The following is a 26795-nucleotide window of genomic DNA, read 5'->3' on the forward strand; positions in this document are numbered from 1 at the left end:
TTGTTGCGTCGCGGACCCTACGCCCCGATCACCGGTTTGACACGGTTTTTCGCTGCGCCGCGTGTTCGAGCACATCGGCGCGCCAGAAATGGACCGGCTTCACCTGATGGCGCACGAAGAGCGGCGCCTGGTCGGTGTAGTGCGGGCTGTCGGGCCGCGTGGTCGCCGCTCCGAACGGCTGGATCGACTGCGACACCACGCGCTCGCCCGGCGTCCATTCGACGAACATCAGGAAGCTGTCGCCGTGGCGCACCGACAGGCGGCCGTCCGCGTCGACGTCCCAGGTGGTCGAGGCGCGCAGCGTGTCGCTCCCCCCGTCGAGCGGCAGGTCGACCGCATAGGGGCTGTCGGTGCCCTGGCGCAGGCGCAGCAGCGCGCTCATCTGCGGATCGATGCGGCCGAAATGGGCCTTCAGGTGCGCGACCTTGTCGCGCAACGTATCCTCGACATCGGGACGCTCGCCGCCGTTGTAGGACGAGGCCATGAAGTCCTTGATCATCAGCAGTGCCAGCGCGTCGGCGCGCCCGACGCCGTCCGCGCTGTAGTCCCACTTGCCGAGCAGCGCCTGCGCACGCGCGAGTTCGGGGTCGCCCGACAGGTCGAGCGCGGCGATCTCGTCGAACAGTTCGGCGACGTAGCCGACCCGGTCGTAGACGGTATCGTACTTGATCCGCTCCAGCGTGGTGCGGTCGATGATGTCGGCTTCGGACATCAACCGCGCCGCGCGAATCGAACGGTTGGTCGTGGTCAGCTCCACGCCCATCTCGGGCGCGAAATCTTCGGGCGAGAGGTCGCTGCCCGGCCCGGCGGCGGAATAGGGTGCGTTGTTGGCGTTGAACAGCCAGCCGGAAGCAGGATCGACGATCTGCGGCAGCGCATCGAAATCGACGGTGCGCTGCCAGATCAGGCTCGAATCGTCGCCCGGCAGCACGCCGCGCCAGTTCGCACCCGGCTTCCGCGCGGGGATCGCCGCGTTGTAGAACATCGCGATCCGTCCGGTCTGGTCGGCGTAGATGAAGTTCGTGCTGGGCACGTCCATCCGCGCCAGGATCGCGCGCCATTCCTCGAACGTCTCGGCCTTGTTGAGGCGGTAGTATTCGTCGAGCGAGCCGATGTTGCCCATGCCCGCATAGCGGATCGCGAAGGCGCCGCGGTCGTTCTTCACCACCGGCCCGTGGATGCTGCGCCAGACGGTGCGGCGCACGGGCAGCACGATCGGGCCGATCCTGACCGGCAACGTTACCGCGCGTTGCTCCAGGTCGCGCCACTCACCGTCGAGGCGGTAGCGCGTGCCGGAGTCGTCGAGTTCGAGCTGGTAGACGTCGATCAGGTCGGCGCGGTTGACCGTGTTGGTCCAGCCGAGGGTCTCGTTGTGGCCGAGGAAGGGGTAGGGGCTGCCGGGGAAGTTGGCCCCGGCGAAGTGCCAGCCCTCGTCGCTCTCGACCACGAGTTCGTACCACGCCACGCCGCCGCGCCAGGGCTGGTGGCTGTTCGAGACGAGCCGGGTGACGCCGTCGCCCGATTTCTCCGGCGCGATGGCGAAGGCGTTCGATCCGGCGAGCGCGCCGTCCTCGCCCATGTGGACGGGCAGCGGCGCGCGCTGCGCGGTGGTCGCGGGCTCGTCGCCCATGATCGGTTCGCCGCTCGGCGCAATACCGGGCGCGCCGGGGATCGCCGGGCCGTGTTCGGGGCGCAGGTCCTCGCCTTCCACCAGCGGCCCGATCGTGCTGTCGAGCCCGAAGAAGAACGGTTGGCGCAGCGCGAACCCTGCCGCGATGTCCTCCCCGTTGATCGGGAACAGGTTGGCGAGCTTGACCTCGCTCGGGTGCTCGGCGGCATACTGGTTGAGCCCGGCGGCATAGGCTTCGAACAGCGCCCGCGTGTCGGCGGGCAGCGCGGGGAATTCCCGCTCCACCGTGCCGCGCGCGTCGAGCAGGTGATAGACGTAATCGACCGCCGCGCCGTCTTCCCCCGCGATCGCGCCGTAGCGACCCTTGCTCATGGCCGCGACGTCCTGCAGCGTCGAGAAATCGTCCTCCGCATGGGCGATGGCGACGCCGTAGGCGACGTCGGCGTCGGTCGCGCCGTGGATGTGCGGGACGCCGAATTCGTCGCGCACGATCTCCGCGGTGTAGGCGCGATCGGGGGGCGGCGCGCTCTTGCGCGCGGCGAACGGCTCCCACGAAGCGAGCACCACGAATGCGGCGAGCAGCAAGACCAGCAGCGCCAACCCGGCGCGCGCGACCCATCTTTTCATCGGCGATATCTCCCGGCCGCCTGCCTAGCGGGCCTGCGCGCGCGGGTGAAGGTTTTCCTTCGCAACTCGTGCGATTCGCTCGGGATAAGTCGCCGCGCCCTCTTCCGGCGCGGGGATTCGGCCCGCTACCCCGCCCGGCGTGAAAGCGCAGATCACCATCGGCCACGCCGCGGGCGGAGAGCCCGTGACCTTCGACGTGGAGGAATTGCTCGCCACCCGGCTGCTCGTCCAGGGCAATTCGGGCAGCGGCAAGTCGCACCTGCTGCGCCGCCTGCTGGAAGAAAGCGCGGGGCTGGTACAGCAGGTGGTGATCGACCCGGAGGGCGATTTCGTCAGCCTCGCCGAACCGTTCGGCCACGTGGTGATCGACGGCGCGGCCTATTCGCCCGCCGAGATCGAAGCGCTGGCACGGCGCATCCGCGCGCACCGCGCCTCGGTGGTGCTGGCACTGGAAGGCCTGGAGGTGGAGCAGCAGATCCGCTGCGCCGCGCAGTTCCTCACCGCGCTGTTCGACGCCCCGCGCGAGCACTGGTACCCGGCGCTGGTGGTGGTCGACGAAGCGCAGATGTTCGCGCCCTCGGTCGCCGGTGAGATCGCCGAGGATACCCGGCGGATGACGCTGGGAGCGATGACCAACCTGATGTGCCGCGGGCGCAAGCGCGGGCTGGCCGGGATCGTCGCGACGCAGCGGCTGGCGAAGCTCGCCAAGAATGTCGCCGCCGAAGCCTCGAACTTCCTGATGGGCCGCACTTTCCTCGATATCGACATGGTCCGCGCGGCCGATCTGCTCGGCATGGAGCGGCGGCAGGCCGAACGGATTCGCGAGCTGGAGCGCGGGCATTTCCTCGCGCTCGGCCCGGCGATCAGCCGGCGGCCGCTGGCGGTGAAGATCGGCGCGGTCCAATCCGGCCCCGCTGCGCGCAAGGACGGGCTGATGCCGCTGCCCGACGCCGCGCCGGAGGAAATGGAATCGCTCCTGCTCGGCGAACTGGCGAGCGAGGTGGCGAAAGCCGCGCCACCACCACCGCCGCCTCCCGCGCCCCGGCCCGAGCAACTGGCGGAGACGATCGCGGCGCAAGAAACGGGGACAGCGCCCGCCAGCGAGGCGCCGTGCGGCGGCAGCGCGGAGATCGAGGCGACGATCGCCGCGATGGCGCGCGAGGACGGGGCGACGTTCCAGTCCGCCTCCTCGCTCTATCAGGGTTTCCTGCTGCGCTGCCGCAAGCAGCGGCTGGTCGGTCCGCTGCCCGATATGGCCGCGTTCCGCCGCAGCTTCGCGATCGCCAGCGCCGGGCTGGAGCGGCTGGACGAAGATACGCGGGCGCGCATCCTTCCACTGGCCGAGGCGGTGCCTGACGACGTGCTCGCGCCCTATCTCGCGATCGCTGCCGCCGCCGCAGAGGGCCTGTCCGCGCCCGAAGACGACGAACTGGCGCGCGTCTATGGTTCGAGTTCCCCCGGCCGCATCCGCCGCCTGCTCGAGCATATGGAGCGGCTCGGGCTGCTCGTCGTGCGGCAGGATTTCGGCGGCGGACGCACGCTGCTCGTGCCCGGTGTCGAGCGGGTCGCGAGCGACTGACGGCGCCCGTCATTTTCGCATTTCCTCTCGCGCCGCGCCGCGATGGTCCTATATTCGGGTAACACACCTCGGGTTTTCGGGGCGTGAGACTTGTGTTGCAAATCCGCAACACCATATCGGGCCGGTATGCAGCATGAGGGATTGCCGATGAATCTCGAGAAGTTCACCGACCGCGCCAAGGGCTTCCTCCAGAGCGCGCAGACCGTGGCCATCCGCATGAGCCACCAGCGGATCACGCCGCTGCACCTGCTCAAGGCGCTGCTCGAGGACAGCGAGGGCATGGCCGCCGGGCTGATCCAGCGCGCGGGCGGCGATGTCGGGCGCGCGGTCGAGCGGGTCGATGCCGGGCTGGCGAAGATCGCGGCGGTCTCGGGCGGCGGGGCGCAGGCGACGCCGGGGCTCGACAACGATGCCGTGCGGGTGCTCGATCAGGCCGAGCAGATCGCCGAAAAGGCGGGCGACAGCTTCGTCACCGTCGAGCGGCTGCTGGTCGCGCTGGCGCTCGCCAGCACAACCTCGGCCGGGCAGGCGCTCAAGGATGCAGGTGTCGAGGCGACCAAGCTCAACGCTGCGATCAACGAATTGCGCAAGGGTCGCACCGCCGACAGCGCTGGCGCCGAACAGGCCTACGACGCGATGAAGCGCTATGCGCGCGACCTCACCGAAGCCGCGCGCGACGGCAAGCTCGACCCGGTGATCGGCCGCGACGAGGAAATCCGCCGCACGGTGCAGATCCTCGCCCGGCGGACCAAGAACAACCCCGCGCTGATCGGCGAGCCGGGTACCGGCAAGACCGCGATCGCCGAAGGGCTCGCGCTGCGCATCGCCAACGGCGACGTGCCCGACAGCCTCAAGGGCCGCACGCTGATGAGCCTCGACATGGGCGCGCTGATTGCCGGCGCGAAGTATCGCGGCGAATTCGAGGAGCGGCTGAAGGCCGTGCTCGACGAGGTGAAGGGCGCGGGCGGCCAGATCATCCTGTTCATCGACGAGATGCACACGCTGATCGGCGCGGGTGCGAGCGAAGGCAGCATGGATGCTTCGAACCTGCTGAAGCCTGCCCTGTCGCGCGGCGAATTGCACTGCATCGGCGCCACCACGCTCGACGAATACCAGAAATACGTCGAGAAGGACCCGGCGCTCCAGCGGCGCTTCCAGCCGGTCTATATCGACGAGCCCACGGTCGAGGACACGATCTCGATCCTGCGCGGGATCAAGGACAAGTACGAGCTGCACCACGGCGTGCGCATCACCGATGGCGCGATCGTCGCCGCGGCGCAGCTTTCCAACCGTTACATTCAGAACCGCTTCCTGCCCGACAAGGCGATCGACCTGATGGACGAGGCCGCCTCGCGCATCCGCATGGAGGTGGAGAGCAAGCCCGAGGAGATCGAGGGCCTCGACCGGCGAATCATCCAGCTCAAGATCGAGGAGCAGGCGCTCGGCAAGGAGAGCGATCGCGCTTCGCAGGACCGGCTGGAGGCATTGCGCGGCGAACTGGCGAACCTCGAACAGCAGTCGAGCGAACTGACCACGCGCTGGCAGAACGAACGCGACAAGATTGCCGCCGAGGGCAAGATCAAGGAAGAGCTCGATCAGGCGCGGATCGAGCTCGAACAGGCGCAGCGCGCGGGCGATCTCGCCAGGGCGGGCGAGCTTTCCTACGGGAAAATTCCCGAGCTGGAGAAGCGCCTCGCCGAAGCCGAAGGGCAGGCTGCGAACGCCTTGCTGCGTGAGGAAGTGACCGAGGAGGACATCGCTTCGGTGGTCAGCCGCTGGACCGGCGTGCCGATCGACAAGATGATGGAGGGCGAGCGCGAAAAGCTGCTCCAGATGGAGAGCATCCTCGGCAAGCGCGTGATCGGGCAGGAGCAGGCGGTCGCCGCCGTCTCCAAGGCCGTCCGCCGCGCGCGGGCGGGACTACAGGATCCGAACCGTCCGCTCGGCTCGTTCCTGTTCCTCGGCCCCACGGGCGTCGGCAAGACCGAACTCACCAAGGCGCTCGCGGGCTTCCTGTTCGACGACGACAACGCCCTCGTCCGCATCGACATGAGCGAATTCATGGAGAAGCACGCGGTCGCCCGCCTGATCGGTGCCCCTCCGGGCTACGTCGGGTACGAGGAAGGCGGCGTGCTGACCGAGGCTGTGCGGCGGCGGCCCTATCAGGTCGTACTGTTCGACGAGGTCGAGAAGGCGCATGCCGACGTGTTCAACGTGCTGCTACAAGTGCTCGATGATGGCAGATTAACGGATGGACAAGGGCGCGTGGTCGACTTCTCGAACACGCTCATCATCCTGACGTCGAACCTCGGCAGCCAGTTTCTCACCCAGATCGAGGATGGGAAGGGCGTCGACAGCGTCGAAGCGCAGGTGATGGACGTCGTGCGGGGCCATTTCCGGCCCGAGTTCCTCAACCGGCTCGACGAGATCATCCTGTTCCACCGCCTCGCCGCCGAGCACATGGCGCCGATCGTCGATATCCAAGTCGCGCGGGTCCAGAAGCTGCTCAAGGATCGCAAGATCACCCTTGACCTGACCGACGCCGCGAGCCGCTGGCTCGGCCGCGTGGGCTACGACCCGGTCTATGGCGCGCGCCCCCTCAAACGCGCGGTCCAGCGCTATCTGCAGGATCCGCTGGCGGACAAGCTGCTGGCGGGCGAAGTGCCTGATGGGAGCACGGTGAAGGTGGACGAGGGGGATGGGGCGCTGGAGATGCGCATCCTGTGATCAGCGCCTGATCTGGGCCAAGCTAAACAAAACACCAAGCTGCAATAATTCAAAATTCCCGGTGAACATAAAAAAAGGCCGCTCCGGTGAGGAGCGGCCTTTCTTTGTCGTTGAACGCCGATCTTAGAAGTTGGCGACAAGGCCGGCGTAGAAGAAGCGACCAAGATTGTCGAAGATCGCGCTGCCTTCGCCGACGCCGGTCGCGCCGAACGGGGGCAGTCGATCGGTCACATTGTCGACGCCGACATAGAAGTCGTACTTGTCTTCGAGTTCGAAATTCAACCGGATGTCGCTGTAGAAAACGTCCGGATAGTAGATCACCGGGAACTGATCGGCATCGGTCGGTTCACGACCCTGATGCGAATTCTGCAGTTCCCATACGCCGATCGTCTGCTTGCCGACATAGCGACCTTCATAAGTGAAGGTCACGTTCTTGAAGCTGAGCGCAGCCTGGACCGTGCCTTCCCACTCCGGATTGCCGAGCGTGCTCTTCGTCCGGGTCGAGAAATCGGGATCTTCGATGTCCAGGAACTGCTCGCGATTGGCGATCCAGCTAACGAGACCGCGAACCGCAAGGCTCATGTCCGATCCAAGTTCCGTGGTGTAGCTCAGATCGGCATCGATACCCGAAGTCTTCAACGATGCAAAGTTGAACGGCTGGTTGATGAAGCCAGGGCCAACTGCATCGAATGAAGTGTCGGCGATACCGGGGAACCGGCGGCCAGACTGTCCATCGAAAGCGTAATCGGTGAAGATATTGCCGGTCGGTGCGCGGCGGAACACCACGTCACAGAACGGATTGTCGAGCGATTCCGGATCGCCATAGCACTGATCGACGATTCCTTGGGCGCTCAGGCCGGAAATGACCTTTTTCACCTCGATGTCATAATAGTCGATCGACAACGAGAAGCCCGGCAGGAATTCCGGCTGGAACACACCGCCGATGGTGATGCTGTTACCGACTTCGGGTTCGAGATTGGGATTGCCGCTGTTGAAGCCCGAAATGTTCGACGTCGCCGCATTGGTGAAGGGAATGACGCTTCCGTCAGGCAGCGTAATCGTCGTCGGGATGCCAGCCTCGGCACAACGAGCAGCAAAATCAGGATCATCGTTGATGAAGTTCTGATCACAAGGGTCGTTGATGAAGTTGAAGGTCTCCGACTGAGTGGCAAACAGATTGCCCAGGTTCGGCGCGCGAACCGAACGACCATACCCACCGCGGAATCGCAGGCTGGGAATGGGCGCGTAAATCAGGCTCGCGTTGTATGCGGTTGCACCACCGGAGAAGTTATAATCCGAATAACGCACCGCACCCGTAGCCGTCAGTTCCTCGACAAAAGGCATATCGGCAAGCAGCGGAACGCGCAGTTCGCCGAATGCTTCGTAAACCTCCAACGCAGGGGGATCGAACGCGCTGTTCGAGTTCAAGAAGGTCGCGCCGCTCTTGGTGACTTCGTCGAAATCGGAGAACGCGCTTTCCCGCCGGTATTCACCGCCGACCACGAAACCAACCGGGCCTCCCGGGAGTTCGAAGAAACCGGAGGTGTCGCCGGAAATAAATGCCGTAGCATTATACTGTTCGGCCCATTCATCCCGCGACGAGGTATAGAGAACATAATCCTGAGCGGCTTGCGATGGCGCGCCAAAACCGAACAGATTGATCGGAACGCAAGCCGGATCGTCATTCGACGCATCGGCGTCGGCATTGATGCTGCATTGAATGGTGCCATCGGCTGCACGCACGGCGCGTGTTGCGTTGTTGAAGTTCTCGATGAGAACATTGCCGCCGGTTTCGTAGAAGGTTTCGGTGCGGCCATAATTGAATGCGACCTCATACCGCAGATTGCCCGCGTTTGAATCCGTCAAATCGCCGCGAACGCCGGCAACGACACGGTACGTGTCGCGTTCGTGATTTTCCGCTCTCGTCCCGATATCGTAATTGAACCTGAATGCCTGGAACAGATTAGTTCCGCCGCCCGGACGCGCCGTGATCGAATTGATGACCTCGCGAGCTTGATCGTTCAGGAACGGATTATCGGTCGAGTAGACAGCGTTGAGGGCACCCGTGACGAAAGTCGCCTGAGATGAGGCCTGAAGCGAATCAATGTGGACATATTTGGCCTGCAGAAAGGGCTTGAACGCCGGGCTGAGGTCAGCATTGATCAACAGATTGCCAGCGTAACGCGTCAAGCCGACCGACGCCTGGCCACCTTCGATTCCGGTCGAACCAAGGCCGCCCAGCGTTCCGCCGGTGAGCGTATATTCCGCATTATTGCGAACCAGATTGCCATTAGGCAGGAAGAAATATCTGACTTGGGTATTAAAGCCGTTCTGGTCGAGTATTCCGCTACAGGTTGCCGTTACCCGACGGTCGAACCGTGGTGCGTCGCAAAAAGTCTGTAGCGCGCCACCTTCGGAAAGCTGTCCGAAGGTGCTGCCGGGATTACCATCGTTAAAGACCGTATCGGGGATACCGTCGCCAAAATTTCCTTCCGGCACGTTGATAAACTCAGGAGAGTTCGGATCGGTCGGATCGAAGTCAGGATTTGGCTGAACATCAAAGTCCGAGTCAACGGTGATAAAGCCAGGTGTACCGTTGAAAGTGCCAAACTGATTGGGGCGCTCGGAGAAAAAGAGCGGTTCCTGCTTGGCGTATTCGCCGGAGATGGCGATATTCACGCGGTCGTCGAAGAGGTTCGTCCCGGCGGTGCCGCTGATGAAGTAGGAATTGCGGTCGCCACGGCTGGAGATGCCGTTCTGGGCCTTGAGGCGAATGCCTTCGAAATCGTCCCGCAGGATGAAGTTGACCACGCCGCCGATGGCGTCCGAGCCGTAGACCGCGGAATTGCCCCCGGTAACGATTTCGACGCTTTCGAGCAGGTCGGTGGGAATGGTGTTGACGTCGACATTGAAGTCACCGGGCGTCGAGGTGACGTGACGACGACCGTCGACCAAGACAAGCGTGCGCTCCGTGCCCAGGCCGCGCAGATCGAGCAGGCTGAGGCCGGCGGTACCGATGAAGCGACCCGAGTTGCTGGTGCCGAAAGTAGAAGACAGGGCCGGAAGATCGTTCAGCGCATCGCCGAGCGCAAGATCCGAACTGCGGACCAACGTCTCCGCCTTGATTGCCGTGACAGGGACGGGGCTTGAGAGATTCGGGTTGATCGCAATGCGGCTGCCGGTGACGATGATTAGCCCATCGTCGGTTTGGGTGTCTTGCCCCGGCTCCGCAACGACGGACTCTGCATCACCTTCGACGTCCTGCTCGTCGCCCTGATTCTGCGCGTAGGCAGGGGCGGCAAAAGCCGCGAACGACAGTGCGGCAACGCCAGCGCCAGCCAGCAATCCGCGCTTGGTGGAAAAACTGCTTCTCATGATTTTCAGTCCCCCTTGAGCGCTCAGGAATCGAGCGCAAAATATTAAGATCAGCGACTAAACTCACGTTTAATACGCGCATTCGCCACATCGCTGAATGCGGCACCCCCCCCTTGGTCGCAAATGAAATCAATTGTTTTCGAGGACGACGCGGCGACGCTGTCTCTCAAATGCAACACTTGTCATCCCTTGGGTGAAATATGCTCTGAGTCTCGCCCCATCACTCGATCCGCTTCCCCTTCACCCCGATCTGGCCGTCGATTCGGATGAAATAGCTGCCCAGCGCCGCCCTCTTGAACACGACGGGGTCGCCCACTTCCACTTGCCGCAGGCGAGCGGGGGCGTTCCTGACCTGCCACAGGGCATCGCCTTCCGCGATTTCAAACACGAAAGCGTCGCCGGCGCTGTATCGGACGGACGTTATCGTCGATTCCAGCATATCCAGCTCGTCGTCTTCATCGTCGTTGCCGCCGAATATATTGAGGTCGGGAAGGGTAAATCCGAAAAGCCGCCGGCGGGTCTGGCGGACGTCGTCCGCGTCGACGAGGCGCACGTCGCCTTGCTCGCTCGCGGCGACGAACGCGCCGGCGGCGGCGTCGAGGCATGTCAGCCTTTCGGTATCCGCGGCGATTTGCTGGCATGCCTTCAATGCCGCGATGTGATCCGCTTCATCTGCATCCTGCGCGAATGCGGTGCCCGCTGCGCAGAGGCAGAGGCAGGCGATGCCGCCGGCCAGGAATTTGCGCGTGCCCATCTCCACCATGCTCCCCTCGATGAAAACCGGGCGATCTCGTCGCATATTCCGCGCGGTTGGCCAACTGTAACATCAGTGCCACAGTTCGTCAGAGACCGTCTTGCGCGGCGTCGAGTTCGATTGCGGGGCGACGATTGCTTCGACTAGACGCCGCCTATTCGGGCTGTGGGCCCGGGCACTCGAACTAAATTTTCAATGCGCGCCGTGGTGGCGCTCATCTCAGAGGGGTTAGAAATGTCCAACCGCTTCAGCAAAGCTTCGTTGCTGGTCGGCACGATCATGGCGAGCGCCATGGTTGTATCGCCGGCTTACGCGCAGACCGACCAGGTCGATGAAAACGCCGTCGGCTCCCAGGCCGATCAGGACGCGGGTATGCAGGGCGAGACGATCGTCGTCACCGGTTCGCGCATCCAGCGCAGCGACCTGACCTCGACCAGCCCGCTGACCGTCGTCCAGGACGAAGAGTTCAAGCTCTCCGGCGCAGTGAACGTCGAATCGGTCATCAACACCCTGCCGCAGGTCGTTCCGGGCACCACGTCGTTTTCGAACAACCCGGGTGGCGGCGTCGCGACACTGAACCTGCGTGGTCTCGGCTCGACCCGTAACCTCGTGCTGGTAAACGGCCGCCGCTACATCTTCTATGATGCCAACCAGATCGTCGACCTCAACACCATTCCGCAGTTCCTGATCGACTCGGTCGATGTGGTGACCGGCGGCGCTTCGGCCGTGTACGGCTCGGACGCGCTTGCAGGCGTCATCAACTTCAACCTGCGTGACGATCTCAACGGCGTTACCGCTGGCGGCCAGTACGGCATCACCGAAGAAGGCGACGGTCAGCGTTACAACGCATACGTGGCGATCGGCAGCGACCTCGCCGACGGCCGCGGCAACGTGACCGCCTACGCCGAGTACTATCGTCGTGGCAGCATCTTCCAGGGTGATCGCGACTTCTCGTTCAACGCGCTGGGCGATGGCGAAAATGGCTTGGTTCCGGGTGGTTCTGCAGGCGTGCCGCAGGGCCGCTTCACGGCCGCAGAGAACCTGGCGATCGGCGCCGGTGCCAGCTGTGGCGGTGACGGCAATCCTCCGCGCAATGCCGGCTGCTTCGATATCGCGGCTGGTACGAACTATCCGGGTGCAGGCGCATTCTTCGGAACGCCGGGTACCAGCACGCCCTACACCAGTGCCAACGCATACAACTATGCGCCGACCAACTATCTGATGGTCCCGCAAGAGCGTTACACCTTGGGTGGCTACGGCTCGTACGAGATCACCGACGGTATCGAGGCCTATGCCGAAGTGGCATTCGTCAACAACCGGGTCGAGAACGAGCTGGCCGCGACGCCGATTACGCAGAACGTGAACTTCGATCTCGACGCGATCGAAGGTCTGGTGTCCGCTGCCGACTTCGCTCAGCTTCAGCTGATCGCTCAGCGTCAGCAGGCCGCCATTGCGGCAGCTGCTGCTGCGACCTGCACGGATCCGGACGGCAACACCGTCACCTGCCCGAACCCCTACGGTTCGCAGACCACCGGTTCGACCACGATCGATCCGCTCGCGCCCGGACAGGTCCGTCTCGGGGTCAACACCCGTACCACCGGCATTTCCTCGCGCAACGTCACGGACGAACGTAACGCATTCCGCGTGCTGGCCGGCTTCAAGGGCGATCTGACCGATACCCTGCAGTACGATGCGTTCTACTCGTACTCGCGGACCCGGAACGGCTCGATCCAGGAAGGCAACGTGTCGCGTTCGGCGTTCACCGCGCTGACGGCGAACGGCACCTGCAACGTGTTCGGCGAGAACCAGCTGAGCCCGGAATGCGTCGACTCGATTTCGATCCTCGCTCAGAACAGCGAGGTCTCGTCGCTGCAGGTTGCGCAGGCCAGCGTCTCCGGCCCGCTGTTCACGAGCGGTCTGGCCGTCGATCCGATCGCCTTCGCGCTCGGCGTCGAGTACCGCAAGATGAGCGCGGAGTTCATTCCGGATACCGCGCTTTCTTCGGGTGACGTTGCCGGCTTCAACGCCGGTCAGCCGACCGCGGGCAGCTACGACGCCAAGGAAGTGTTCGGCGAACTTCGCGTTCCGGTAATCCAGGATGGCTTCATCGATCGTCTCGAGTTCACGGGTGGCGCTCGCTACTCGCACTACTCGCTCGACAACGTCGGCGGTGCTTGGGCCTACTTCGGCGGCGCCGAGTTCGCTCCGATCCCGGACATCACCTTCCGCGGCCAGTATCAGCGCGCGGTTCGTGCACCGAACGTGCAGGAACTGTTCGGCGGCCAGTCGGTCGGTTTCCCGACCGCTACCGATCCGTGCAGTGATCGTACGGCACCCGGTGATCGTACGCAGGCGCTTCGCGATCTCTGCATTGCCACCGGCGTGCCGGCCTCTGCAGTGTTCGCCGAGTTCATCCAGCCCAACGATCAGGTCCAGGGCGCCTTCGGCGGCAACCCGAACCTGCAGGAAGAAGTCTCCGACACCTTCACCATCGGTGCGGTTATCCGTCCGAGCTTCATCCCGGGCCTGAACATCACGGTCGACTACTACGACATCACGATCGACAACGCGATTTCGGTCGCCGGCGGCAGCGTGAACAACATTCTGGACTTGTGCTACAACACGATCCAGGATGCTTCGAGCGCGGTCTGCGGGTTCATCTCGCGTGACGATCAGGGTGTCATCTCCGGTCCTCCGTTCGTGGTTTCCGCGCAGAATGCGAACCTGGCGAGCCTCGAAACCAGCGGCGTCGACTTCCAGCTCGACTACATGACGCCGATCGGTGCCAGCCTGACGGGCAATGGCGACTCGCGGCTCGGGTTCTTCTTCCTCGGCAACTACACCGAGAAGAACAACTTCACCCCGCTCGTCGAACTGCCCGACGAGGTGACCGAGTGCGCCGGCAAGTTCGGCCTGAACTGCGGCAACCCGACGCCTGAATGGAAGTGGTCAAGCCGCCTGTCGTGGATGGACGGCCCGATGACGACCAGCTTCCGCTGGCGCCATGTCGGAAAGGTGACTGACGACGACGATACGACGGATTACATCGTCGAGGAAATCGGCAGCTACGACCTGTTCGACCTCTCGCTGTCGTGGGAAGTGAACGAGAACTTCACCTTCACCGCCGGTGTGAACAACCTGTTCGACAAGCGGCCGCCGCTGATCGGATCGAACCAGGAGCAGGCGAACACCTATCCGGGTGTCTACGATGTTCTCGGCCGCGACTACTTCGTTTCGGTCGGCATGGATTTCTGATCGTTCGAGAGACGTAAAACGAGGGGCGGCGTCCTGGCGGACGCCGCCTCTTTCGTTTGCGCTCCGTCGCTGCTGGTCATAGTCCGGCATTCGAGACCGTCACGACGGCTCGCGCATTGCATTCCGGCTCGAAGCCGGAGTTGTTACTTGCTGCGAATCAACCTGAAATCGGCGAAGGGGCGCGCACCGGCGGCCTCGCGGACCGGAGTCATTTCGATTTGCTCGAGACCGGCTGCGCCAAGCGCCGATACAAGAGCATCTTCGTTCGATGCCGCGGCACAAGCTCGTTCGAGCGCCGCGATTCGCCCCATCTCGCCCTTGGCCATGACGGCGATGGTATCGATCGAAGCTGCCACTCTGCCGGTCATGTCGTTGCGACCTAGTTCGAGTGTGCGGCGGATCGCCTCGGCGATTTCCCACGCGGCGGAATTGGCGCCGAACATGGCTTGCCCCCGGGCGGGCGCGGTGGAAATCGCCGGCGGCAGGGCAGCGATTCCCGCGCTGCGCAAGGCGAGGCTCCGTTTGGCGATTCCCGGCAGGTCCTCTCGTTCGATCGCCCAGGATATCGCGTCGCGGCGCGCGCGGTTGTGCATCAGAATGACGCTGTCTCCCCGATGGGTCATCAGGCCGACGATGCCCCCAGGCGCCAGAACGCGCGCAATTTCCGCCGCGGTGCCGGGTATGTCGCCGTATTCGAAGCCGAACTGGCTCACCACCGCGTCGAACGTCCCGGCGGGGAAGGGCAGGTCCTCCATCGATATGCCGCAGCGGACCGATGCGCCGGAGGGCGGTGGCGGCAGCTTTTCTGCAAAATCGATACCCGTCGGCGCCAGGTCGCGTCGGCACGCGAGCAGCCACGCCATCACGCGGCCATCGCCGGTGGCAATGTCGAGCACCCGCCCGTTTCCGCCGATGCGCGGCGCGAAACTCTCCCACGACGCCCGCTGCGCACGTTCGAGTGCGGGCGATCCGCTGGGCAGACAGCCCGCCCCTGTTCGTGCGCCCGCGTATGCCCAAAAGGCGTTCCATGCCGCACGATCGCCGGTGGTCATGGCGCCTCGCCGACATCGGCCCCGACATCGAAAGCGACCGTCATGCGGTGCGTACCGGAAAAAGGCGTCGTGCCGTGATAGAGCGTGCTGGGAAACAGCGCCAGATGGCCTTCGCGCGGCTCTATGATGCGCAGTGGTGGCAACGCGAGCCGCAGGTCGGGTGGCGGCCGACCGAGTTCCAGCTTACCACCGCGCGAATCACCGGGAAGCTCCAGGTAAAGCGCCGACGAGACGACGCCCTGAGAATGGATATGCGAGGTGTGATGGTCGCCACCGCCCGAAAGGCGCACGGACCACGAGCCGGCTATGCTCCATTTGCTGTCGCGATGCCGCAATAGCGGATGGTCGGCATCGTGCGGCGGCAAGTTCGTCCGGTAATAGTCGAGCGTTTGCAGTACCGACGAGTGAAACTCGCGCCAAATCGGCTCGTACCGGTTGAACAGACCGCCGCGTGTCTGCGTTCCCCCGCGCAGGGATTGGTTCAACGGCAGTGCCGAACCGTCGTGAAGCGCGTGCAGCAGCGGAACCGCCTCGGGCAGCACGTGATCCGCACCGCGTAAAGGCAGCAACTGGACCAGCCCGGCCTGCTCGTGCAGCCATTCGCTTCTGGGATCGTCGAGCAACCGCCACGCGAGCCCGCGCAACGCCCATCCGGCGACGCCGGATGGGTCCGTTTCCAGAAACTTATCGAGCAGATGAGCCGCGCGCTCTGGCTCGCCTATCCGCAGGCGATGGCGGGATTCCTGCAGGGTGCATTCGCTAGTGGCAAGTTTGAGGCGCGCCCAGAGCGCCTCAGCGCGCTCGTTCTGGCCGGCTTCACCGGCGTGGGCGGCCTCCAGTAGCACCAGGCGCTGTTCGTCGGGAAATCGTCTCGCAGCCGCCGCAGCAACCTCCGCCGCTTCGGCCGACCGGTCGAGACCCGCGAGAACGGCGCAGTGTGCCATCGGTATCGCGCGATCGTGCGGAACACGCTCGGCCGCTTCGCGATATGGCTCTGCGAAGTCACTGATACCCTCGGCAAGCAGAAGCTGGGAGAGCAACCGGAGCGCTTCCAGCCATTGTGGAACCTGCGCAACCAGTGCGCGTGCCACCGCGATCGCGTCCTCCGTCCGCCCCGCTGCATCGAGTGCCTGCGCCTTGCCGAGCCAGAGCTCCGGATCGCCGGGGCTGGCCTGCAGCGCGCGATCGAAACGCGAGACAGCGTCGGGTTCGGCGCGTTCGAGCGCGACGCGCGAGCGACCGTGGAGCGAGCGTGCATGCCCTGTATTCAGCGCCAGGCCCGCGTCGTACCACTGCGCCGCCTCGGCCAGCAACCCCGCATTGCGCGACGCATTCGCGCGGGTCGAGCAGTAGCGCAGGTCCAGTCCACCTTGCGCTTCGTGTTCGCCGAGCACGGCGAGCGCCTGGTGGTGCCGATCGAGCCGTCCCAGCGCAATGGCATGATTGATCGTGTAATCGAGCGATTGCGGGGCGAGTTGTCGGGCACGAGAAAAGCGCTCGGCGGCCTCGACAACGTTTCCGGCACGTAGCGACGCCCCGGCAGCGCTGTTCCACAGCGCGGCGTCGTTCGGAAACGATGCCAGACCCTCACCGAAAATCGCCGAGGCCCCTGCGGCATCGCCTGCGTCGATGGCGGCCTGCGCGCGTGCGCGGACGTCTGCCACGGCGTGGCTCATCAAGTGCGCAACCAGCCGGTCAGCGCAAATCTGCCCATCGGTGCGAATGGCGGGACGTAGCTTACGAGATGTGCTTGCGGCACCGCGAACAGGTTGAGCGCGTTGAACCGGGGACGAAACCCTTCGATCACGTCGCCGTCCGAATCGAGGAACATCAGGTATCCGCCCCAGTCGGGATGCCAGTCGTCCGGCGCGAAATTCAGCACGTAGGCGACCCGCCACCCTTCGGCGACATGGCTGTCGTTATGTCGGCCGAGATAATGGTTGGGGGCGTAAAACGTCGCCTGCGCATCGGCCTTGATCAGGTCGAGAAACCCGGTCACTTCGCGCACGAGATCGAGGAAATCGGCCGCGTTGAGATACTCGAGCAGCAGCTCGTACGGCCCGTCGGGATCCCACTTCTGATTGAGCGCGTCGAGGATCGGATAGTTGGCATAACGAAACGCGTAGTCGCCCCGCGCCGACGCTTGATGCGCGGCCAGCGCCGCCTTGTTCGCCTCCTCCGCACCGGCGGGAGTGGCGACTTCATGCGGATAGAAGCTGCGCGGCGGATTGGCTGTGCCGTCGCCCGCGCGAACCGCCAGACCCCAGCGTGTGCCGCGCGCCAATATCATCCGGATTTCTTCCGCGGTTTCACGGGTCAGAACATCGCGGATCTGCACTCTCGTGCGCTCGGCAAACCGGCTCGCGCAAGCCTGTCGATCGATCGCCGGATTGATTTCGAACAGCTTTTTCATGGGCTCCGATGAAGCATTCGACTTTGCTCGACGCCTTACGCGGACCATCGGCCGGTTGGCAAGAATAGCCCGGCCACCGAAGAGCGCACCCACTTGACGTAAACGGAAGCTGACCATACCCCCGTCGGACGTCGAAGCCAGGAGTTCAGCAGATGCCCGAAGCCTATATCGTCGATGCCGTTCGCACCGCCGGCGGCCGTCGCGGGGGCAGGCTTGCCGGGGTTCATCCGGTCGACCTTGCGGCGAAATCGCTCGATGCGCTGGTCGCGCGGACGGGGATCGATCCGGCGAGCGTCGACGATGTCATCATGGGCTGCGTCAGCCAGGCGGGCGAACAGTCGGTGCAGGTCGGGCGCAACGCCGTGCTCGCTTCGAAGGCGCTGCCGGAATCGACGCCCGCAGTAACGATCGACCGCCAGTGCGGCTCCAGCCAGCAGGCGGTTCAGTTCGCCGCGCAGGCGGTGATGAGCGGGACGCAGGACGTCGTCATCGCCAGCGGTGTCGAGAGCATGACCCGGGTGCCGATGGGCACCACGGCGATCTTCCACATGAAGGAGGGGCTGGGCACCTATAAGTCGCCGGGCCTCGAGGAAAAGTATCCCGGCGTTACATGGTCGCAGTTCATGGGCGCCGAGATGATCGTGCGGAAGCACGAGTTCACCAAGGACGACCTCGACCGCTTCGCGCTCGATAGCCACCGCAAGGCGATCGCCGCGACCGAAGCGGGCGCGTTCGCAGCCGAGATCGTCCCGGTCGAGATCGAGACGCCCGAAGGCATGGAATTGCATCGGGTGGACGAGGGCATCCGCTTCGACGCCACGCTGGAGAGCATCGCCGGGGTCAAGCTGCTGGACGAGAAGGGCGCCATCACCGCAGCGACCGCGAGCCAGATCTGCGACGGATCGAGCGCCACGCTGATCGTTTCGGAAAAGGTGCTGAAGGAGCAGGGGCTCACGCCGTTGGCCCGCATCGTCAAACTCACTGTTACCGCGGGCGACCCGGTAATCATGCTGGAAGAACCGCTGTTCGCGACCGACAGGGCGCTGCAGCGCACCGGGATGGCGATCGGCGATATCGACCTTTATGAAGTCAACGAAGCGTTCGCGCCGGTGCCGCTCGCCTGGCTCAAACATACCGGGGCGGACCCGGACCGGCTCAACGTCAACGGCGGCGCGATCGCGCTCGGCCATCCACTGGGAGCGAGCGGAACCAAATTGATGGCGACGCTCGTCCATGCGCTGAAGGCGCGTGGCAAGAAATACGGCCTGCAGACGATGTGCGAAGGCGGCGGCGTCGCCAACGTCACGATCGTCGAGGCGCTTTGAAAGAGGATGAATTGATGGACATCAGCAGCAACACTCCCGCCGTCGTCACCGGCGGCGCCTCCGGCCTCGGCGAAGCGACCGCGCGTGCACTGGCGGCGAAGGGCGCGAAGGTCGCGATCTTCGACTTGCAGGAAGAGAAAGGCAAGGCGGTCGCGGCCGACATCGGCGGCGTGTTCTGCGAATGCAACGTCACCGACGACGCCAGCGTCGATGCCGCCTTCGCCAAGGCGCGCGAGGCGCACGGGCAGGAGCGCATCCTGGTCAACTGCGCGGGGGTCGGCAATGCGATCAAGACCGCCAAGCGCGACAAGCAGAGCGGGGAGATCAGCCACTTTCCGCTCGATGCGTTCAACTTCGTCATCCAGATCAATCTCGTCGGCACGTTCCGCTGCATCGCCAAGTCGGCGGCGGGCATGATGACGCTCAATCCGCTGAGCGAGGACGGGGATCGCGGGGCGATCGTCAACACCGCGTCGGTCGCGGGCGAAGACGGGCAGGTCGGCCAGGCCGCCTACTCGGCGTCGAAGGGCGGGGTCATCGGCATGACGCTGCCGATCGCGCGCGACCTGATGGGCGAGGGCATCCGGGTGAACACGATCCTGCCGGGCATCTTCAACACTCCGCTGATGAACGCCGCGCCGCCGCAGGTGAAGGACGCGCTGGCCGCCAGCGTTCCGTTCCCCAAGCGACTGGGCAACCCGGAAGAGTATGCGAAGCTGGCGCTGTGCATGATCGAGACCGGCTATTTCAACGGCGAGGACGTACGGCTCGACGGCGGCATCAGGATGGCGCCGCGCTAGAATCGGCGGAACGCCTTTCCGCGGGGTGGCCTGAGGGCCGCCCCGTTCGGTCTCCATCGGCCGGCGCTTGTCTTGCCGGGCGTCGGCGGTAGAAACGGAATACATGACCGATCCCGACAGCGCCAGGCAGCTCAAGCTCGACCGTTTCCTGCCCTATCAGCTCTCGATCGCATCCAATGCGGCGAGCAACACGATCGCAGAAGTCTATCGCAGCCAGTTCGGGCTCAAGATCACCGAATGGCGGATCATGGCGGTCCTCGGTGATGCCGGGGCGTCGACCCAGCGCGAGCTCACGGCGCGCACGCTGATGGACAAGGTCGCGGTCAATCGGGCCTGCCGCACGCTGGAGGATCGCGGGCTCGTCGCGCGCGAGCCCAATGCAACCGACGGCCGTTCGCACCACTTGGCGCTCACGGGCGCGGGCCGTTCGATGTACGACCGGATCATGCCGCTGGCGCTGCGGATGGAGCAGCAGCTCTTCGCATCGTTCTCGGCAGAGGAGCGCGAGACGTTTACCCGCCTGCTGGCGCGGGTGCGCGAGCAGGCGGGCGAACTCGATCTCTAGCAAGCCCGGCTAGTTCGGGCCCTGCGCCGGGCCGCCGCCGGAGAACGCGTCGCTGATCGAGCAGGCCGCCGGGCCGAGAATGACGATGAACAGCACCGGCAGGATGAACAGGATCAGCGGCACCGTCATGATCGCGGGCAGGCGCGCGGCCTTTTCCTCGGCGCGCATCATGCGCTCGTTGCGGAATTCGGCCGAGAGCACGCGGAGCGCGGATGCGAGCGGCGTGCCGTAACGCTCGGTCTGGATCATCGTGGTCACCACCCCGCGCACCGATTCCAGATCGACGCGATAGGCGAGGTTGTTGAACGCCATCCTGCGTTCGGTGAGGAACGACAGCTCGATCGCGGTCAGCGCGAATTCGTCGCCCAGTTCGGGATAGGCGCGACCTAATTCCTTGGCGACGCGGTTGAAGGCGGCGTCCACCGTCAGGCCGGCTTCGGCGCAGATCACCAGCAGATCGAGCGCGTCGGGCAGGCCTTTGCGGATCGCGTCGGTGCGCTTCGAGGCCTTGTTCGAGAGGAACAGCTCGGGCCCCTTGTAGCCGAGGTAGAGCAGCGCGGCCATCGCGCCGACGCGCTTCATCCCGCCCCAGTCGGGAAAATAGTCGATCAGGTAGATCATGAAAAAGCCGAGCCCGCCGAGGAGCAGGGGCAGCACGATCCGCCCGGCGATCACGTAGACCGCCAGTTCCTTGTTGCGGAAACCCGCGTGCGCGAGCTTCTGCTGAATGTCCTCGATCTGGCTCTGCTGGAGCACCTTCATGCCCGCGAGCGTGTCCTTGATCTTCTCGGTGCCCTCGGACTTCCGCGTGAGGCTCTGGCGCTTGCGCGTGTTGCCCTTGACGATGCCCGCCTTGAGCTCGTCGCGGCGATCGTTGAGCGCCTTCACCCGGCGCGCCATGGGGTCCTTGACGGTGACCGCGGCATAGATCGCGAGGACCACCGCAAGCGCGGCGATCCCGGCGAGGATCGTGCCGACGAGGATGACGTCGAAGCCGAGAAGCGTGGGGCCGGCGGGCGTTTCCATGATGTCGCTTGGTCCTCGCTCAGATCTCGAAACTGACCATCTTGGCCATGATGAATGCGCCGATCCCCATCCAGACCATGCCGCCCAGACCGGTCACGATCAGGCGATCGTCGGTGAAGAAGCCGCCGATGTATTCGGGATTGATCCACCAGATCATGCCGAAGACCATGAACGGCAGTGCGCCGACGATGTAGGCCGAAGCTTTCGATTCCGAGCTCATCGCGCGAATCTTGAGCTTCATCTGCGCACGCTTGCGGAGCACGTCGGCGAGGTTGCCGAGCGTTTCCGCAAGGTTGCCGCCGGTCTCGCGCTGGATGGCGAGCGTGATGCAGAAGAAGTTGAACTCCGGAATGCCGAGCCGATCGGCGGTTTCCTGGAGCGATTCCTCCATCGTGCGGCCGATCTTGATGCGCTCGACGATGCCCTTGAACTCCAGGCCGACGGGGCCGGGGATTTCCTGCGCCACGACCTGCAGCGTCTCTGTCACCGGCAGGCCCGAGCGCAGGCCGCGCACGATCAGCTCGATCGCGTCGGGAAACTTGGCGTTGAAATCGTTGGTGCGCTTCTTGATCAGGTGGTTGACCGCCATGTGCGGCAGGCCCGCGCCGACGAACAGCCCGATGCCGAGCGAGAGCAACGCCGCCCCGCTGCGCAGGTACATGACCACCGCCACCGCCAGCGCAATGCCGAGCGACGCGTAGAAATACTGGCTGATCGACCATTTCTTGCCCGTCCGGTCGAGCCGCACCGCGAGCGCCTCGATCCGCGAGGTCGACCCGGCGATCTTGTGCATCTTGGGCCGGCGCGCGGCGATCGCCTTCTTGAGCTGCGATTCGACCCGCGTATCGGTGCTGTCCGAATGCCGATAGCGCATCGCCTGGATGCGCCGCTGGCTTTCCTTGGCCGCCGACGGACCGGCCAGCAGCAGGTAGCCGATGACCATCAGGCTCATCAGTCCGCATCCGACCAGCAGGAGCTGGATGATGTTCATGCGCGTGTCCTGCCCTTCCTTGCCGCCCGCGATGCCGAAGCCTGCGAACGGTGCGAGATCACTCGGCCGGAGCCGCGACCTTCTTTTCCTTCTTCGCCAGAAGCGACTTGATGTCGAAACTGCCGAGCAGCGACTTCTTCGCCGGTTCGGCGTCGCCCGCTTCCGCGTCGCTCGCACCCATCACCCGGTCCGCAAGCTGGCGCATCACCGCGGCCGACTTGCTGGCGCGGTTCGCGTCGGCGAACGTCTGGCCGAGCTTGGCAGCGTTGGCGGCGGTCTTCGCGTCGTAAGGGATCAGGAAATCGATCGGGCGTTCGATCGAGGCCTCGAAGTCGGCTCTGCCGATCTCCGACACGCCGACCTGTACCTTGTTGGCGACGATCAGCGGCTGCGCGTGCGCGGCGTTGGCCTTGAGCCACGACAGGATGCGGATCGTGTCGCGCGCCGAGGCGAGCGTCATTTCGGCCGCGAGGACGACGACGTTCACTTCGGTCAGCAGGTGCGGGAAGTTGATCAGCATGTTCCGCGGGAGATCGATGACCGTCATCTCGAACGCCTGGCGGAACTCTTCCTCCAGCTGCACGAAGGCCGAACCATCGGTCATCAACGGGGCGTTGATCGGCGCTTCGGCCGAGAGGATCGCGAGGTTGTCGTTCGCGCGGATCATCGCACGTTCGATGAACAGCCCGTCGATACGGCTGGGGTTGTCGATCGCGTCGGTCAGGCCGCGCCCCGGCTCGAGGTCGAGCGCCAGCGCGCCGGTGCCGAAATGCACGTCGAGATCGAGCAGCGCGGTCGGCATCTTGTGGTCGGCGCTGAACAGCCAGGCGAGCGAGGTCGCGAGCGTCGAGGCGCCGACGCCGCCGCGGGTGCCGACGACCGCGGTCGAAATGTGGCGCTTGGCCGATTCGGGATCGCTGGCGCGCGGTGCGGCGAACACCGCCTGCGCGTGGTTGAGCGCGTCGCGAAGCTGGCCCGCCGACAACGGCTTGAGCAGGTAGTCGTGAATGCCGCTCGCGAGGAGGTCGCGGTAGAGGCGCACGTCGTTGACCTGGCCGACCGCGATCACCACCGTGCCAGGCTCGCAGACCTCGGCCAGCGCGTTGATGTCGTTCAGCGGGTCGCCGCTTTCGGACAGGTCGACGAGCAAGATGTTGGGGCTGGCGCTGACCGACAGCGACTGGATTGCGTTGCGCAGACCGCCCTTGGCGCACTTCTCCGGCTGCCAGCCCATCTCGATGACGACCGGACGCAACACGTCGAGCGCGGCTTCGTCGCAGATGAAGGCGGCGAACGGATCGCGGTTGCCGTTGGGTTTCCAGGGAGCGTTCATGGCTCAGTTTCCTCCGGTGCCGGTGCCGCTGGCCGCAAGGCCGTCTTCGCCCGTGGGGGCCTGTTCGCGATAGCTGCTGATCGCCTTGGTCGAGCTCATCACCACGGTTTCCCCGGTGCCCTTCTGCCCGTTGACCAGATCTTCCGGGTTCGCGACCATCGCGGCGAGATTGCTGTTGACCCCGCAGCCGTAGCCCGGCGACGTGCCGTTGCTGTAATTCATGTCCGATTTCGCCGACCAGTCGGGGCAGCCGGGAACTTCGGCGCTCGACCGGGTGATGACGACGCGCGCGCTACCCGGCGCGACATGGCCGACCGTCACCGGCGCGCCTTCGCTGAGCAGGATGCCGTAGCGCGCAGCGAGCTCGGCCACGGCTCCGCGAGCCGCGCCGCCGGTCGCCGGATCGTCGACCGCCACGCGGTCGCCGTAGCGCAGGCCCATCGCTTCGAACCAGTCGGCGAGGCGCTGGCGCTCGGGGATCGAGAGCCCGCCCGGGCCGACCTGCACGTCGAGCACGTAATTGGTGCGTTCGACGACGGGCTGCTTGGTCGAATAGAGGCTGCGGTTCTGGGGCATGCCTCCGCATGCGGCCAGCGAGAGGCCGAGAGAGAAAGCGACGGCGACGGCGAGCTTGCGCCGGGTCGTTGCGGGGATAGCCTTGGGCATCGTGATCACCTTTCTCACTTCAGGCTGAAGCCGGGGGCGGCGGTTTCGGCGCGGCGTTCGGCCGGGGCGGAAGCGCCGGGCAGGATCGCCTGTCCGCCGTTTCCGTGCGACACGTCGGGCGCCGGCGCGTCGCGATCGACCGCCGTCGGCCCGGGGCGCTGCTCGCCGCTGATGCCGTCGTTGTTCTGATATCCGATCAGGCTCTGCGCTTCGTTGGCTGCATGGAAGCCGTCGGTCGGCAGCCGGATGTCGTTGGCGTTGACCGGGTTGACCAGATAGGGCGTCACCACGATCACCAGCTCGGTCTCGCCCTTGCGGAACTGGCGCGAGCGGAACAGGTTGCCGAGGATCGGCACGTCGCCGACACCCGGCGCCTTGTCGATCGTACTCTGCGCGTTGTTGCTCATCAGCCCGGCGATCATGAAGCTCTGGCCGGAGCCGAGTTCGACCGTCGTCTCGGCGCGGCGGATGGTGAGCGCCGGAATCTGGAAGCCGTCGAGCGTGACCGCCCCTTGGCTCGAAAGCTCGGAAACCTCCGGGCGCACCCGCATCGAGATGCGGCCGTTGGCCAGCACGGTGGGCGTGTAGGAGAGGCTGACGCCGAACTTGCGATATTCGATCGCGGTGGTGCCGAGACCCTGACTGATGGGAATGGGAAATTCGCCGCCCGCGAGGAAATCCGCCGTCTCGCCCGACAGCGCGGTGAGGTTGGGCTGCGACAGCGTCGTCAGCAGGCCGTCGCGCTCGGCAAGGTCCAGCGCGCCCGCGAGATCGAGGCCGAGGAAGCGGCCGAGGCCAGAAATCGTCGTCCCGCCTTCGATGCCGGTCACGACGGTCGAGCCCTCGGTGGCTTCGGTCACGCCGGTGAAGGCGCCGCCGCCCGGCGCATATTGCGGGAAGGGCGAACGGCCGGTGGTGACACCGAATTTGAACCCGCTGGTGCCGTCGAAGCTGGCGAGATTGGCGCCGATCGCGCGAACCAGCGAGCGGCTGACTTCGGCGAAACGCACCTGGAGATTGACCTGCAGCGGCGTCGCCATCTTCAGGCGGCTGATGACGTTCATCTCCTCGCCCACGAAAGCCTGCACGAGGCGTTCGGCCTCGGCGGCGTCCTCGGGCGCGGCGACCGTTCCGGTCAGCAGCACGGTGTTGGCGCCCATCGTCGCGGTCGAGATGGCGGCCTCGGGCATCGCCAGGGCCAGCATCTGCGGGATGCTGTCGATATTCGATCCGACCCGGACGTTGGCGGACCAGATCACGTCGCCCGCCGAATTGCTGGCGTAGACGGTGGTTTCGCCGCCGGCCTTGCCGAACACGTAGAGCTGGCGCTGGGATTTGACCTGGACGTCCGCGACCGTCTCGTTGGCGACGAACACGTCGGCCATCGATCCGGGAACGGTGATCAGCTCTCCGCGTCCGATCGAGAGCACGATGCTCTGCGCCGGGCTGGAAACTGTCTGGGCGCTGGCGACATTGGCCGGAACACCCGAAACCGGGGCCAGCGCGATGCCCGCGAGCAGCGCAGTGGCGATAAGGCGGCGTTTCATGGTTTTGCCCCTCGATTGCGTGCCGTGGTTGCGGCAGGCGGGAAATGCGTGGTCGTTGCGCATGTCAGTTCTTCTCGACCGGTACTTCTTCGGTGGCCTTGCCGCGGGTCACGCGGACGGTCGGCCCGCTGCGAACCGGAGGCGCCGGGTCACCCGAGACCACGGGGCCCATCGACGGCTGCGGCGCCGACACCGGGCCCGTGGCGGGCATCGACGAGCGCTGGAAGCGCGAGACGTCGCCGCCGGTCACGTACGTCGAGCCCTGGTCGAGCGGACGCGCCATCGCCTGGCGAAGCAGCTTCTCCTCCTCCTCGGGCGTGGCATCGTCGGGGATCTTGATATCGCCCGCGGCGAGCGCGCGATCGAGTTCGGACTGGTTGTCGGCAATCGAGCGCAGCGACAGGCTGAGCGTGCCGATGGTCTGCGCGACCGCGACCTTTTCGGCGATCTTCGGTGTCACCTCCAGCGTGACCGTGCGGAATGCGCGGACGACGGTGTTCCCCTCGACCTTCTCGGTCGTGGTCGACTGGTCGGTGGCGAGCACCCGCAGGTTGCGAAGGATCGTTTCGGACGCCTTCAGCGCCTGGCCATCGTCGCCGCTGACGCTCTGCGTGAGGACGAGATCGACCCGGTCGCCCGGGAACACGAACCCGGCCACGCCGGTCTTGGCGGAAACAGGCACGGTGACCGCACGCATGCCGGGGCCGAGCGCGGCGGCGAGGAAACCGCTGTCGCCCGGGCTCACCAGCGAACCCTGTGTCACCGGCTCGCCCGCCGTGATCGGAAAGCGCACGACGGTGCCGAGCAGCTTGGTGATGTCCGATTCCCCGTCGAGGAAATAGGCATCCTTGACGAGCTCTTCGGGCCACATCTGGAAGCCGATCGCATCGGCGGTGATGATCGTGCCGGTTTCGAGCGCACGTTGCGCGACGAGAACCTTCGGACCCTGCGGCACCGGCGCCGCCGCTTCCGCCTGCGGGGCGGATGCCCCGGCAAACATGCTGCGAGCCGCCAGAGCGGTGCCGATCGCGATGACCAGCGCGCCGAGCAACAATACCAGCTTCTTCCTGTCCATGGCTTAACAAGCCCCCTCGTGCTGCCCGCGAGAGCCGCGGGCGAATATGGTTTTC

18 protein-coding genes are annotated in these 26795 nt (G+C 65.1%); 6 read left to right on the forward strand and 12 right to left on the reverse strand.

Annotation, left to right across the window (positions count from 1 at the left end):
• Positions 1-28: 28 nt before the first annotated feature.
• Positions 29-2257: an acylase gene (locus tag ACE3QC_RS13445; RefSeq protein ID WP_374409072.1), complete on the reverse strand. Its 2229-nt coding sequence runs from the start codon at positions 2255-2257 to the stop codon at positions 29-31.
• Positions 2258-2396: 139 nt separating this feature from the next.
• Here ACE3QC_RS13445 and ACE3QC_RS13450 point away from each other — a divergent pair, with 139 nt between their 5' ends.
• Entirely contained in the window at positions 2397-3836 is a 1440-nt protein-coding gene (locus ACE3QC_RS13450; protein ID WP_374409074.1) for a helicase HerA domain-containing protein, read from the forward strand.
• 147 nt (positions 3837-3983) lie between these two features.
• Positions 3984-6563: an ATP-dependent chaperone ClpB gene (gene clpB / locus ACE3QC_RS13455; RefSeq protein WP_374409076.1), complete on the forward strand. Its 2580-nt coding sequence runs from the start codon at positions 3984-3986 to the stop codon at positions 6561-6563.
• Between the two features lie 123 nt (positions 6564-6686).
• On the opposite strand, the gene ACE3QC_RS13460 is transcribed toward clpB, so the two are convergent.
• Positions 6687-9938, reverse strand: a complete 3252-nt coding sequence (locus tag ACE3QC_RS13460; RefSeq protein ID WP_374409078.1) for a TonB-dependent receptor domain-containing protein — start codon at positions 9936-9938, stop codon at positions 6687-6689.
• 220 nt (positions 9939-10158) lie between these two features.
• Positions 10159-10701: a hypothetical protein gene (locus tag ACE3QC_RS13465; RefSeq protein WP_374409080.1), complete on the reverse strand. Its 543-nt coding sequence runs from the start codon at positions 10699-10701 to the stop codon at positions 10159-10161.
• A 225-nt stretch (positions 10702-10926) separates the two neighbouring features.
• Here ACE3QC_RS13465 and ACE3QC_RS13470 point away from each other — a divergent pair, with 225 nt between their 5' ends.
• Positions 10927-13947 (forward strand): TonB-dependent receptor domain-containing protein, encoded by a 3021-nt coding sequence (locus tag ACE3QC_RS13470; RefSeq protein WP_374409082.1) that lies wholly within the window; start codon positions 10927-10929, stop codon positions 13945-13947.
• Between the two features lie 143 nt (positions 13948-14090).
• Here the strand turns inward: ACE3QC_RS13470 and ACE3QC_RS13475 are convergent, their stop codons facing one another.
• The 3 genes from ACE3QC_RS13475 to ACE3QC_RS13485 are packed head-to-tail and all read right to left on the reverse strand — an operon-like array spanning position 14091 to position 17529.
• Positions 14091-14999 (reverse strand): class I SAM-dependent methyltransferase, encoded by a 909-nt coding sequence (locus ACE3QC_RS13475; protein WP_374409084.1) that lies wholly within the window; start codon positions 14997-14999, stop codon positions 14091-14093.
• A complete protein-coding gene (locus ACE3QC_RS13480; protein WP_374409086.1) occupies positions 14996-16675 on the reverse strand; it encodes a putative 2OG-Fe(II) oxygenase in 1680 nt (559 codons plus the stop codon). Before ACE3QC_RS13480 ends, ACE3QC_RS13475 begins: the two co-directional genes overlap by 4 nt.
• On the reverse strand, positions 16675-17529 hold the full coding sequence (locus ACE3QC_RS13485) for a 2OG-Fe(II) oxygenase family protein (protein WP_374409088.1): 855 nt from the start codon (positions 17527-17529) through the stop codon (positions 16675-16677). The genes ACE3QC_RS13480 and ACE3QC_RS13485 overlap by 1 nt, the downstream gene beginning before the upstream one ends.
• A 35-nt stretch (positions 17530-17564) precedes the next feature.
• Here ACE3QC_RS13485 and ACE3QC_RS13490 point away from each other — a divergent pair, with 35 nt between their 5' ends.
• The 3 genes from ACE3QC_RS13490 to ACE3QC_RS13500 all read left to right on the forward strand — a co-directional run bounded on the left by ACE3QC_RS13490 (position 17565) and on the right by ACE3QC_RS13500 (position 20102).
• Positions 17565-18737, forward strand: coding sequence for an acetyl-CoA C-acetyltransferase (locus ACE3QC_RS13490; protein WP_374409090.1), 1173 nt, complete (start codon positions 17565-17567; stop codon positions 18735-18737).
• A gap of 14 nt (positions 18738-18751) precedes the next feature.
• The gene (locus ACE3QC_RS13495; protein WP_374409092.1) at positions 18752-19537 is read left to right on the forward strand and encodes an SDR family oxidoreductase; all 786 of its coding nucleotides are present in this window, start codon (positions 18752-18754) and stop codon (positions 19535-19537) included.
• 103 nt (positions 19538-19640) lie between these two features.
• Positions 19641-20102, forward strand: a complete 462-nt coding sequence (locus ACE3QC_RS13500) for a MarR family winged helix-turn-helix transcriptional regulator (RefSeq protein ID WP_374409094.1) — start codon at positions 19641-19643, stop codon at positions 20100-20102.
• Between the two features lie 9 nt (positions 20103-20111).
• On the opposite strand, the gene ACE3QC_RS13505 is transcribed toward ACE3QC_RS13500, so the two are convergent.
• The 6 genes from ACE3QC_RS13505 to cpaB all read right to left on the reverse strand — a co-directional run bounded on the left by ACE3QC_RS13505 (position 20112) and on the right by cpaB (position 26740).
• Positions 20112-21131: a type II secretion system F family protein gene (locus ACE3QC_RS13505; protein WP_374409300.1), complete on the reverse strand. Its 1020-nt coding sequence runs from the start codon at positions 21129-21131 to the stop codon at positions 20112-20114.
• Positions 21132-21147: 16 nt separating this feature from the next.
• Positions 21148-22119: a type II secretion system F family protein gene (locus tag ACE3QC_RS13510; RefSeq protein WP_374409096.1), complete on the reverse strand. Its 972-nt coding sequence runs from the start codon at positions 22117-22119 to the stop codon at positions 21148-21150.
• A 58-nt stretch (positions 22120-22177) separates the two neighbouring features.
• Complete coding sequence (locus ACE3QC_RS13515; protein WP_374409098.1) at positions 22178-23452, reverse strand: pilus assembly protein CpaE; 1275 nt, start codon at positions 23450-23452, stop codon at positions 22178-22180.
• 3 nt (positions 23453-23455) lie between these two features.
• Positions 23456-24118, reverse strand: coding sequence for a CpaD family pilus assembly protein (locus ACE3QC_RS13520; RefSeq protein ID WP_374409100.1), 663 nt, complete (start codon positions 24116-24118; stop codon positions 23456-23458).
• A 14-nt stretch (positions 24119-24132) separates the two neighbouring features.
• Positions 24133-25665 carry a type II and III secretion system protein family protein gene (locus tag ACE3QC_RS13525; RefSeq protein WP_374409102.1) on the reverse strand — a complete coding sequence of 511 codons (1533 nt, stop codon included), beginning with the start codon at positions 25663-25665 and terminating at the stop codon, positions 24133-24135.
• Positions 25666-25729: 64 nt separating this feature from the next.
• Positions 25730-26740 carry a Flp pilus assembly protein CpaB gene (cpaB, locus tag ACE3QC_RS13530; protein ID WP_374409104.1) on the reverse strand — a complete coding sequence of 337 codons (1011 nt, stop codon included), beginning with the start codon at positions 26738-26740 and terminating at the stop codon, positions 25730-25732.
• Between the last annotated feature and the right edge of the window lie 55 nt (positions 26741-26795).

This window comes from Pelagerythrobacter sp., from assembly GCF_041912895.1.
Classification (GTDB): domain Bacteria; phylum Pseudomonadota; class Alphaproteobacteria; order Sphingomonadales; family Sphingomonadaceae; genus Pelagerythrobacter.